The 12,642-nt window shown below is 33.4% G+C and carries 8 protein-coding genes and 1 pseudogene; 4 read left to right on the forward strand and 5 right to left on the reverse strand.

From position 1 onward, the window contains the following. Positions 1-38: 38 nt before the first annotated feature. From ACFWU4_RS05890 to ACFWU4_RS05900, 3 genes are all read left to right on the forward strand, one after another. Positions 39-2,675, forward strand: coding sequence for a valine--tRNA ligase (locus tag ACFWU4_RS05890; RefSeq protein WP_411125803.1), 2,637 nt, complete (start codon positions 39-41; stop codon positions 2,673-2,675). Positions 2,676-2,677: 2 nt separating this feature from the next. Next, positions 2,678-4,021, forward strand: coding sequence for a GntP family permease (locus ACFWU4_RS05895; protein WP_411125805.1), 1,344 nt, complete (start codon positions 2,678-2,680; stop codon positions 4,019-4,021). A 154-nt stretch (positions 4,022-4,175) separates the two neighbouring features. Continuing rightward, positions 4,176-5,612: an NADP-dependent isocitrate dehydrogenase gene (locus ACFWU4_RS05900; protein WP_411125807.1), complete on the forward strand. Its 1,437-nt coding sequence runs from the start codon at positions 4,176-4,178 to the stop codon at positions 5,610-5,612. A 279-nt stretch (positions 5,613-5,891) separates the two neighbouring features. Here the strand turns inward: ACFWU4_RS05900 and rodA are convergent, their stop codons facing one another. From rodA to ACFWU4_RS05925, 5 genes are read right to left on the reverse strand one after another with little or no spacing between them, the layout of a single operon-like run. Then, on the reverse strand, positions 5,892-7,172 hold the full coding sequence (gene rodA / locus ACFWU4_RS05905; RefSeq protein WP_411125809.1) for a rod shape-determining protein RodA: 1,281 nt from the start codon (positions 7,170-7,172) through the stop codon (positions 5,892-5,894). Between the two features lie 4 nt (positions 7,173-7,176). Beyond that, positions 7,177-9,117: a penicillin-binding protein 2 gene (gene mrdA / locus ACFWU4_RS05910; RefSeq protein ID WP_411125811.1), complete on the reverse strand. Its 1,941-nt coding sequence runs from the start codon at positions 9,115-9,117 to the stop codon at positions 7,177-7,179. Further along, positions 9,114-9,620, reverse strand: coding sequence for a rod shape-determining protein MreD (locus ACFWU4_RS05915; RefSeq protein ID WP_411125812.1), 507 nt, complete (start codon positions 9,618-9,620; stop codon positions 9,114-9,116). Before ACFWU4_RS05915 ends, mrdA begins: the two co-directional genes overlap by 4 nt. Next, positions 9,613-10,434, reverse strand: coding sequence for a rod shape-determining protein MreC (gene mreC / locus ACFWU4_RS05920; protein WP_411125814.1), 822 nt, complete (start codon positions 10,432-10,434; stop codon positions 9,613-9,615). Before mreC ends, ACFWU4_RS05915 begins: the two co-directional genes overlap by 8 nt. A 10-nt stretch (positions 10,435-10,444) precedes the next feature. Then, positions 10,445-11,473: a rod shape-determining protein gene (locus tag ACFWU4_RS05925; protein ID WP_411125816.1), complete on the reverse strand. Its 1,029-nt coding sequence runs from the start codon at positions 11,471-11,473 to the stop codon at positions 10,445-10,447. 244 nt (positions 11,474-11,717) lie between these two features. Between ACFWU4_RS05925 and ACFWU4_RS05930 the strand changes: the two are divergent. Then, a pseudogene (locus tag ACFWU4_RS05930) lies at positions 11,718-12,642 on the forward strand (hypothetical protein); the annotation flags it as partial.

Here is a 12,642-nt window from a genome sequence, read left to right on the forward strand (position 1 = left end):
TACTTTTGTTTGTTAGTTAGCAAAAACGATACCAAAACATGGAAATTCCATCAAAATATAATGCACTGTCAGTAGAATCCAAATGGTATGACTATTGGATGCAGCATAAATACTTTCATTCTAAACCAGATGAGAGAGAACCATACACAATAGTAATACCGCCTCCTAACGTCACAGGAATTTTGCATATGGGCCATATGTTGAATAATACCATTCAAGATGTTTTAATTCGTCGTGCAAGGTTATTAGGTAAAAATGCGTGTTGGGTACCAGGAACAGATCATGCATCTATCGCTACTGAAGCTAAGGTTGTGGCAAAACTAAAGGAACAAGGCATAGATAAAAATGACTTGTCACGTGATGAGTTTTTAAAGCATGCTTGGGATTGGACTGAAGAATATGGTGGTGTTATTTTAGAACAACTAAAGAAACTAGGTTGTTCGTGTGATTGGGATCGTACCAAGTTCACCATGGACGATGATATGAATGAAGCTGTGATAAAAACTTTTGTTGATTTGTACAACAAAGGTTTAATTTATAGAGGCTATCGCATGGTTAATTGGGATCCTGAAGCTAAAACCACATTATCCGATGAGGAAGTTATCCATGTTGAAAAGCAAGGTTTACTCTATTATTTAGAATATAAGATTGAAGGAAGTGATGAAAAGTTAACTATAGCTACAACACGACCTGAAACTATTTTTGGTGATACAGCAATTTGTATTAATCCTAATGACGAACGCTTTTCTCATTTAAAGGGTAGGAAAGCGATTGTTCCTATTTGTGGACGAGTAATTCCTATTATCGAAGACGAATATGTAGATATTGAGTTTGGTACAGGTTGCCTTAAAGTAACACCTGCTCATGATGAAAATGATAAGGTATTAGGAGATAAACATAATTTAGAAGTTGTAGATATTTTTAATGAAGATGCCTCATTAAATAGCTTCGGTATGCATTATGAAGGTCATGATCGTTTTGTTGTAAGAAAAGCAATTTCTAAAGAATTAGATGCTGCTGGGATTTTAATTAAGACTGAAAATCATATAAACAAAGTAGGAACTTCTGAACGTACAAAGGCTGTAATTGAACCAAGACTAAGTGACCAATGGTTTCTTAAAATGGAAGATTTAGCAAAACCAGCTATTGATGCTGTTTTAAAAACTGGCGATGTAAAACTCTTTCCTAAGAAGTTTGAAAATACATACCGTCATTGGATGGAGAATATTCGCGATTGGAATATTTCACGTCAATTACTTTGGGGACAACAGATACCTGCTTATTTCTATGGTGATGGAAAAGAAGATTTTGTAGTTGCTGAAACAAGTGAAGAAGCTTTAAAGTTAGCTCAAAAGAAAACAAATAACCTTGCTTTAAAGATTGAAGATCTAAAACAAGACTCTGATGCTTTAGATACATGGTTCTCATCATGGTTATGGCCAATTAGTGTTTTTGATGGTATCAGAAATCCAGAAAATGAGGAAATAAAGTATTACTATCCTACAAATGATTTAGTAACGGGTCCAGATATTTTATTCTTTTGGGTAGCACGAATGATTATTGCAGGCTATGAATACAAGAATGAAAGACCATTTGAAAATGTGTATCTCACTGGATTAGTTAGAGATAAGCAACGTCGAAAAATGTCTAAATCTTTAGGTAATTCTCCGGATGCCTTAAAGTTAATTGAAGATTATGGTGCAGATGGAGTACGAGTAGGACTATTATTAAGTTCGGCAGCAGGTAATGACCTAATGTTCGATGAAGACTTATGTCAGCAAGGAAAACAGTTTGCTAATAAAATATGGAATGCCTTTAGATTAGTGCAAGGTTGGGAGATTGATAAAACAATTAATCAACCTAATTCTAGTAAAATTGCCTTAGAGTGGTATGAATCTAAGTTCCAAAAAACTATTACCGAAATTGAAGATCATTTCAGTAAATACAGGCTCAGTGATGCCTTAATGGCAACTTATAAGTTAATTTGGGATGATTTTGCTTCATGGTTATTAGAGATAATAAAGCCAGCTTACCAAAAGCCAATTGATAGAACTACATACAATGAAGTCATTAGATTATTTGAAAATAACTTAAGAATTCTTAATCCATTTATGCCATTCTTAACGGAAGAGATTTGGCAATATATAGAAAAGCGTTCACCTAAAGAGGCTTTAATCGTATCTAAATGGCCAGAAATAAAGCCAGCTAATGAAGCTTTAATCTCTGAATTCGATTTTGCATCTGAGGTTATTTCAGGTATTAGAAATATTAGAAAACAAAAAAATATAGCTTTTAAAGATGCGATAGAATTTTCAGTTGTAAATAATGAGAATTCTTCAAATACATTTGATGCTGTTATTTCGAAGTTAGGTAATTTAAATAGTTTCGAGTATGTTACCGATTCTATAGAAGGGGCGTTGACTTTTAGAGTAAAATCTAATGAATACTTTATCCCTATGGAAGGCAGTATTGATGTTGAGTCAGAGATAAAAAAATTAACAGAAGAATTAAATTATACAGAAGGATTTCTAAAGTCAGTTCAAAAGAAATTATCTAATGAGCGCTTTGTAAATAATGCACCAGAACAGGTAGTGGCTTCAGAGAAGAAGAAGGAAGCTGATGCTTTGGCTAAGATTGAAACTATAAAGACAAGCTTAGTAAGTTTAGGTAAATAAATATGATTGATTTTACGCTTATTGGTGCTGTATTAGCTGGTGTAGTGTTACTAATTACACTAATCCTTAGATTTAAAATCCAAGCATTTATTGCGTTATTATTAGCAAGTATACTAGTTGGAATATTATCTGGGATGGAACCTATGATGATCATAAAAACTATTCAAGAGGGTATGGGCAATACGCTTGGATTTGTTGCTGTGGTGGTAGGACTCGGAGCAATTTTTGGAGCAATATTAGAGCAATCGGGTGGTGCAGAAGCGTTAGCCGCATTTCTTTTAAATAAGTTTGGTGAAAAGAACTCATCATGGGCATTAATGCTTACAGGATTTATTGTGGCTATACCAGTATTTTTTGATGTTGCTTTTATTATTTTGGTACCAATGATTTACGCGCTCCAACGTAAAACAGGTAAGTCACTTTTACTTTATGGTATTCCATTGTTAGCAGGTTTAGCAATTACGCATAGTTTTATACCTCCAACACCAGGCCCAATTGCAGTAGCAGATATTTTAATGGCAGATTTAGGTTGGGTTATACTTTTTGGATTTTTAGTAGGTATACCAACAGCTATTTTTTGCGGCCCTTTATTTGGAAAGTATATCGCGAAGAGAATACAAATAGAAGCGCCAAAACTTAAACAAAATAATAAGATTTCTAAGAAGGTTCCACCTGTCAGTTCAATAATAGCCATTATTGCAATTCCCATTGTTTTAATTGTTATGAATACGTTATTGAATAGTCCATTAATTGGAGATGACACCGTTTCAAAAAGTGTATTAGACTGGATAGGTATGGTTGGTCATCCGTTCTCTGCATTATTAATTGCCAATCTCATTGCCTGGTACTTATTAGGTATAAGAAAGGGATTTACAAAAACTCAGCTCTTAGATATCAGTACTAAATCTTTGGCTCCAGCAGGAGTGATTATTTTGATTACTGGAGCTGGTGGTGTGTTTAAACAAATTTTGGTAAATACAGGAACAGGTACCATGTTAGCTAATTATTTTGCTGACCAAGGTATTAGTCTTTTGGTATTTGGGTTTTTAGCTGCAGTTGTTGTTAGAGTCCTACAGGGTTCTGCAACTGTTGCTATGATAACTGCTGCTGGTTTAACGGCACCTTTATTATTAAGTAATACTTCTGAACCAGAAAAAGCCTTGTTAGTTATAGCCATAGCCTCGGGCGCAAGTATAATGTCTCATGTCAATGATAGTGGGTTTTGGTTAGTAGGAAAGTATCTTGGTCTTACAGAGAAGCAGACTTTTAGGAGCTGGACGCTGATGACTACTATTTTAGCTATTACTGGTTTCGTATCAGCTTTTACTATCTCTCTTTTTTTATAGTTATAAAATTTACCTTTTATTTTAAGTTTTCTTTTATGCATCAGTTGTATAGCATTTTGTATAAGTAAAATTTATGATTTACATAAAAAACATATATAAAAATATATGAATAAATGTTACCATCTTTGTATTGTAATTAAAACAACACTTTATTATGATAAAAGTATCACTAGCAAAAGGAGATGGAATTGGACCCGAAATTATGGATGCTACATTACGAATTCTACATGCAGCAGGAGCCGATTTGACCTTCGAAGAAATTGAAGTAGGAGAAAAAGTCTATCTGTCGGGAAATTCAACAGGTATTTCAAATGAAGCATGGGAAACGATAAGACGGAATAAAATAATTCTCAAGGCACCAATAACAACTCCACAAGGTGGTGGTTATAAAAGCTTAAATGTAACAATGAGAAAAACTTTAGGATTATATTCTAATGTTAGACCTTGTAAAAGTTTACATCCATTTGTAACAACCAAACACCCAGAAATGGATGTTGTTATTGTAAGAGAAAATGAAGAAGATTTATATGCTGGTATAGAGCATCAGCAGACAGACGAAGTTGTACAATGCTTAAAGTTAATAAGTAGACCCGGTTGTGAGAAAATAGTGACATATGCTTTTGAGTATGCCAAAAAATATGGCAGAAAAAAAGTAACCTGTTTTACTAAAGATAATATAATGAAGCAAACCGATGGTTTATTCCATAAAGTTTTTGATGAAGTAGCTTCGCGCTATCCCGAAATTATAAATGAACACTGGATTGTTGATATAGGTTCTGCACTATTGGCAGATTCTCCTGAGAAATTTGATGTTATTGTAACTCCAAATTTATATGGTGATGTAGTATCAGATATTGCAGCTCAAATTACAGGTTCAGTTGGTTTAGCAGGTTCTGCAAATATTGGCGACGAGTGTTCAATGTTTGAAGCTATTCACGGTTCTGCACCTGATATTGCTGGTAAAAATATAGCAAATCCTTCAGGATTAATTAATGGAGCAGTTATGATGCTTAATCATGTAGGACAAAGTGATATTGCTGAAAACATACAAAATGCTTGGTTGAGAACTATCGAAGATGGGATTCATACTAATGATATTTATGATTCAATAATGAGTACTAAGAAAGTTGGAACAAAGGAATTTGCAGATGCGGTTATTGCTAATTTAGGAAATAAGCCTAAACAGTTACCTGCGGTATTATTTGAAGACAATACGCCTCTTATTTTGCCTAAATATCAAAGAAGACCATCAAAAAGTAAAAGCGTTGTGGGTGTAGATTTGTTCGTAGATTGGAATGGTTATGATGCTAATGAATTGGCGCATCAATTAAAGAAATTAAATAATGACGAATTAAAACTTTCTTTAATAACTAACAGAGGTATTAAAGTTTGGCCAAATGGTTTTGATGAGACTTTTTGCACGGACCATTGGCGGTGTAGATATTTGGCGAAAGAAGGGCAAGAATTAACTAAAGGTAAAATTGTAGATATTTTACAGTCTGCAATTGAAAATAATATCGATGCTATAAAAACTGAGAACTTATACACTTTTGATGGCAAAAGAGGTTATTCCTTAGGTCAAGGTCAGTAAATAAATTATAAGACACCATGACACTGTTAAATGCAGAATTAGTAAATATTTTAATTGGTTGTTATTTGCTAATTATACTCTTTCTGAGTTTTATTGTGCTTAAAACGCAGATAAATATTAAAGATAAAGTCATATGGTTAGTATTGTTGGTGTGTTTGCCAGTAATTGGTGTCTTCTTTTTTATTATTTCTATGATTTTTAGAGTAAAACAAACGACATAGAAAAGCAAACAAAATTGATATCATAAAAAGACTACCTCCAAGGTTGTCTTTTTTATATCTACCACTCATTAATCTTATTACTATCTAGTTTTACAAAAATAAATAGTAGCAAAGTAAAAGCCCAAAGTCCTGAGCCACCATAACTAAAGAAAGGTAGAGGAATACCAACAGTAGGTATTAATCCCATTACCATACCTGTATTAATGGTAAAATGGAGAAAGAATATTGAGGCGACACCATAACCATAAACGCGACTAAATTGCGATTTTTGAGATTCAGCTAAATATAAAACTCTTATAATAAGTGTTACAAATAGAAGAATTACAAAGCTACTGCCCCAGAATCCCCATTCTTCTCCAACTGTACTAAAAATATAGTCAGTATGTTGCTCTGGCACAAACTTCCCTGTAGTTCTTGTGCCTTGTAAAAAGCCTTTTCCAGTCCATCCACCAGAACTTATAGCTTGTTCTGATTGTATGAGGTTATAGGCTTCTCTCTTTTTCATTAATTCTAATTTGGCAGGATCTTTTTCAAGTCTTAACCACAGACTAATTCTATTTTGTTGATGTGCTTTTAGGCCATTTTCATAAAACAGTTTAACGCCATAAGAAAATGCAATACTAATTCCTAAAACCAACAAGTATTGAAAAAAAGAAGCACGTTTCTTTTTTCGAAAAAAATATCTAGTAGTTAGAACTATTAATGTCGCAATTAATGTAATGAGAATGCCAAATTTTAAAACTAGGATTGCTAATACGATTAAAGAAATTGCAACAATTAAATAAACCTGCTGCAATCCTTCTCTATAAAAAACAAAGAAAAAAGCAAGATATACAATCGTGCTTCCGGCATCATTTTGCAAAAGTATTAATAGAGCAGGAGCAAAAATAATTGCAACAACTCGCAACTGATCTTTGATGGTCCGCATATTAGTTTGTAAATCACTGATGTATTTGGCAACTGCCAATGCCGTAGCAAATTTTGCAAACTCGCTAGGTTGTATAGTCATACTTCCTATGCCATACCAAGATCTCGCACCATTCACATCTTTCCCGAAGATGAATAAACCTAATAAAGCTAAAATAGCAACAAGATATATAAGGCTTGCAAATCGCTCGTAGAACTTGGCTTCAAAAGACAGAATAACAATAATTAACACAAAGGTTAACCCAATAAAAATTGTTTGTTTGCCATAAGGCTGGCTCATGTCAAAGTAACTTGTTATTGCACCTTCGTGAGATGCAGAAAGTATATTAATGTAGCCAAAGCCAACCAAAAGTAGAAAAAGAATTATGGTAACCCAATCAAATTTAAAACGTCTTTGGTTCTCTCTTAGCATAGTATTAAGACTTCGTTATTTCTGATTTGATCTTTAAGCTTTTTTGAAATTCCTTTTCATCAATAGGATCTAATATTGTTTTTCTATTAATACCAAATGGTTCTTCAGAATAAGGTTTTTTATATTCATGTTCTAAAGAATATCGCAATACAAAATTTTCCATGTCAGTACGTGTAATTTCTCCTTTTAGGTATTGCTCAATCATTAGACTCGCCATTCTGCCTGCAAAACGACTTCCGAAGTAGCCATTTTCTACAAAAACAGCAATAGCTATTTTAGGATTATCTTTCGGAGCAAAAGCGACAAAAATAGAGTGATCTGTTAATTGTGTTTTTACACTATCTATAATGGCGAAATTTTCTGCGGTACCTGTTTTACCGCATATTTCAATGCCTTTAACTTGTAAACTTTTGGCAGTTCCTTTATTATAAACATCATACATACCTTGAACTATTGGTTCAAAGTACTGTTTGTCAATTGTTGTATAATTGGGTGTTGTAAATTTTGTTGGTATAGTATCATCTTCAATTTCTTTTATGATATGTGGTGTGTAGTAATATCCTCTATTTCCGATTGCAGCAGCCATGTTCGCTAGTTGAATTGGTGTGGCTAAAACCTCACCTTGACCAATAGCATTAGATATGGTGAAGGTAGTATACCATTTATTTTTACCGTAACCTCTATCGTATGTTTCAGCGGATGGAACCTTCCCTGGTTGTCCGACGGATAAATCATTATTTAAGTAATTACCTAAGCCAAAACTTTTAATGTGATTACTCCAAACATCCATACCTTTGGCAGGACTCTCATATTTATCAATAATTTTTCTGTAAACATTTGCGAAGTAAGCATTACAAGATTCATATATGCCAATATTCATATTTGCAGGACTTCTATGTGCATGACAACCCATTTTTCTATTACCGTAGCGATAACCCATTGCACATCTAAATCGATCTTCAGTATCAACAACATTTTCTTGTAATGCAATCAATGCATTTAGAGTTTTAAAGGGTGATCCTGGTGGATACATAGCTTGCAAACCTCTGTCAAACAGGGGCTTTGCTATACTGTCTTTATATAGTTTTGAAAAATTCTTTGAACGGTCTCTGCCAACAAGTAAATTTGGATTATAAGATGGTCCAGAAACCATAGCTAATATTTCACCAGAACTAGGGTCTATAGCTACAATTCCTCCACGTTTATTTTTCATCAATAATTCGCCATAAGCCTGTAGTTTAGAGTCAATAGTAATCGTTATATCTTTTCCTGGTTTTGGTAATGTGTCTAGACTCCCTTCTTTAAATGGTCCTATATTTTTGTTGAATCTATCTTTTTGAATGAATTTTATGCCCTTTATACCTCTTAAGGTGGTTTCATATGTTTTTTCGACTCCTTGTTTTCCTATTAAATCCCCTAATTTGTAATAGGGCTGTTTTGATATTATACTGCGATTTACTTCACCAATATCTCCTAGAACATTTGCTCCAATAGTAGTTTGGTAGGACCTTAAAGACCGCTTCTGAATATAAAAACCTTCATATTTTCGCATCTTTTCTTGTAAAACAGCATAATCACTTTTAGATAATTGCGGTACAAACGGACTGGGTAATCTTGGTGAATACCTAGCAGCTTTATCTAATTTTTTGACGTAATCGTCTTTTGAGATTTTTAATAGTCTGCAAAATTCATAAAATTTCAATGAATCCATCGTTTCAACTTCTCTCGGTATAACCATAACATCGTAAGAAGGTTGGTTCGCGACTAAAAGGTTACCATTTCTATCATATACATAGCCACGTTTAGGGTAGGTAAACTCTTTTAATATTGCGGTATCTTCAAAAATATTATATGAAGAACTACTGTAAACCTGAAGATAAAATAACCGTGCAATAAAAACAAGACCAACTAGCACAGCGCATGTTAATAGTAGTAGTTTTCTCATTTTCTATTCCGACTAAATAAAATTATAATTAATACACTAAGGATTAAAGTGAAGATACTAGAAAACAACGTTTTTTTAAGTATTAAAAGTATACTTGAAATGTTAAATATTTCTAATGAAAACAGAATGGTGTGATGAATTAATACTGCTAATACTACGTAGGTAATTAAATTTCCTAAATCTGTATTACTAAATTTTACGCTCTGATGTTCATAAAGCATTCCGAAAGAACTTTTTAATATCACTGGTCTCACATATGCTAAAACTACAGATGCTGCAGCATGCACACCTCCTGAGTCTGAAAACATGTCGATAAGCATACCTAATAAAAAGCTAACTAATAGTAGTGCTATCCTAGTATCTCTAATAGGGAATAATAAAATAAAAATTATATAAATGTAAGGGTTTATATAACCCAAAAAGTTAATGTGATTACAAATAATAACCTGAGCTAGTAATAGCGCTATGAATCTTGCAATATGTGTTATTACGATATTATTCATTCGTTCTTTTATGTAAAGAATCGATTTCTTTTTTATCTAAGTTTTCTAGAATGTAAACTGTTCCTAAATTAGACATATCATTGAATAGTCTAACTTGTATAGTGTATGTATCTCCACTAATTTCTTTCTCAAAACTATCTACAATCCCAATACCTATGCCTTTGGGAAAAATGGTTGATTCACCTCCAGTTTCAATTGTATCGCCTATTTTTATTGGGGCAAAACTTGAGATGTCTTCTAATTGTACTAAAATAGGGGTGTCGTTATTCCACTTTAGCGATCCTTTATGATTAGTTGACTTAAGTTTTGCATTAATTCTACTTTTGGTGTTTAAAATAGATAGAACAGTGGCATAATTATTAGATGTATTGTCAATAATGCCAACAATTCCTTTAGAGGTAATAACGCCAAAATCTTCTCTTATACTGTCATTAGAACCCTTATTAATAGTTAAGTAATTATTAGTAGAGGAATAGCTGTTTTTATACACGTCGGCAACAGTTACTTTATATTTTGATATACCGTAGCTACTATCAATAAAAGTTGAATCTTTTGTAGTTTCTAAATTGTAAAGCCGTTCTCTTAAGCGCTTATTTTCTTTGCTGAGAATTTCATTTTGTAGTTCTAAATCAAAATACTTATCAATAGAATTAAAAGTACCATAAACACCACCTGTTAAACCATTAGCAGAGTTTATAAACTTACTTCTATGATAGGAATGTGATTGAATGGTTAAAGTTAAAGCAATACTAAATAGCAATAAAAACAACAGAAAGGTTTTGTTCTTTATAACAAAATTAAAAATTTGTTGCATTATCTATTACTTATTTAATCAATACGCTTTTATATTTAGATAAGTTTTTAAGCACAATACCTGTACCTCTAACTACAGCTCTTAAAGGGTCTTCAGCAATATAAACAGGTAAATCTGTTTTTTGAGAAAGACGTTTGTCTAAACCTCTTAGCATAGATCCACCACCAGCTAAATAAATTCCTGTATTATAAATGTCTGCCGCTAATTCTGGCGGTGTTTGAGACAATGTTTCCATAACAGAATCTTCAATTCTTAAAATAGACTTGTCTAAGGCCTTAGCTATTTCTCTGAATGAAATCTGAACTTGCTTGGGTTTACCCGTTAATAAATCACGCCCTTGAACGCTCATATCTTCTGGAGGTAACTCTAAATCTTCTGTTGCTGCACCTATTTGAATTTTAATTTTTTCTGCAGTACGATCACCAACATATAAGTTGTGTTGTGTTCGCATATAATAAATTATGTCATTAGTGAAAACATCACCAGCGACTTTTACAGATTTGTCACAGACAATACCACCAAGTGCAATAACAGCAATTTCGGTAGTTCCTCCACCAATATCGACAATCATATTTCCCTTTGGTTGCATTATATCTACACCAATTCCTATAGCTGCGGCCATAGGCTCGTGTATTAAATAAACTTCTTTGCCATTAACACGCTCACAAGATTCTTTTACTGCCCGCATTTCGACTTCAGTAATGCCAGAGGGAATACAAACTACCATTCTTAAAGCAGGATTAAAAAATTTCTTCTTTAAGGCAGGTATGTTCTTAATAAATAAACTAATCATTTGTTCAGAAGCATCAAAATCTGCAATTACACCATCTTTTAATGGACGAATTGTTTTTATGTTTTCATGCGTTTTACCTTGCATCATATTGGCTTCTTTGCCCACAGCAATTATTTTTCCACTGATGCGGTCTCTAGCCACTATTGAAGGGTTGTCAACAACAACTTTATCGTTATGAATGATTAATGTGTTTGCGGTTCCTAAATCTATGGCTATCTCTTCCGTTAGGAAATCAAAAAATCCCATTTGCTATTCTTAATTATTTGGGTTAAAAACAATACGTAAAAGTAATAAATCTAATAAAAAAAACGAGAGTTAATTCAATTTAGTTCAACTATTATCAATTTAAGGTGTTTATTGGGTTTGCTTAATTTGTTATTTAGTTTTTTGTCCTTTTTAAAATAGCAATTTTATTAGTGTTAGATAGCTAACATTTTATCATAATTGATGTGTCTAATTTTACAACTTAGAAAAGTAAAATTTAATAATGATGAAAAAAAAATTACAATTTAAATCGATGATTAAGGGGATTTTAGCCTTTTTAATTCTATTTGTAGGAGGTTTAGAAACGTCAGCTCAAGGTGCTACATTTACTGAAGTGAATCCTACAACTGACGTCTTAACGATCTCTAATACAGGGACGGGAATGGTAGATCTCACAAATTATTGGCTTTGTTTAGGGCCTGGAACGTACGTGAGAATTGGCACAATAACTCCAGAGAATGGGGACTATATGTTAGATTCTGGAGAAGCAGTTACACTTTCTTATGATGTAGTTGAGTCTGCGGATGGTTTAAGTTTATTTAGTACAAATTCATTTGGTTCTTCTGATCCTAATATTCTTGTGTCTTACGTGCAATGGGGCGCTGCTAATCAAGCTAGAGTCGCTCAGGCTGTTACTGCAGGAAAATGGGATAGTGCGAATAATTTTGTTGATGGATCAGGTCCGTATACTACCGTAAACGGAGGTTCCGCTGCTGCCTGGTCAACCACATGTTCAGTAGATGGAGGAGCTATTCAAATAGCAGGCACAACAGATACCACAGCAGAGATTTGTGTAGGAGAAGGAGTTGTAGATGGAATAGATGTAGAATTTGATGCAAGTGTACCACGCTTCGGGACTAATGCAAGTTGGGTAATCACAGACCAAGCAACAGGTAATATATTAGGATTACCAGCAATGGTACCAGCGGGAGGCTTTGTATTAGAAGGAGCAGGACCAGGAGTATGCGATATCTGGTATTTAAGATATGAAGATGGACTAACAGGATTAGCAGCAGGTAACAATGTTTCAGATTTAATGGGATGTTTTGATTTGTCTAATCCAATTTCCGTAACAAGAAATGCAGTAGATGGAGGCGCTATTCAAATAGCAGGAACAACAGATACTACTGCAGAGATTTGCGTAGGAGAAG

The organism is Winogradskyella sp. PE311 (assembly GCF_046545555.1).
Taxonomy (GTDB): domain Bacteria; phylum Bacteroidota; class Bacteroidia; order Flavobacteriales; family Flavobacteriaceae; genus Winogradskyella.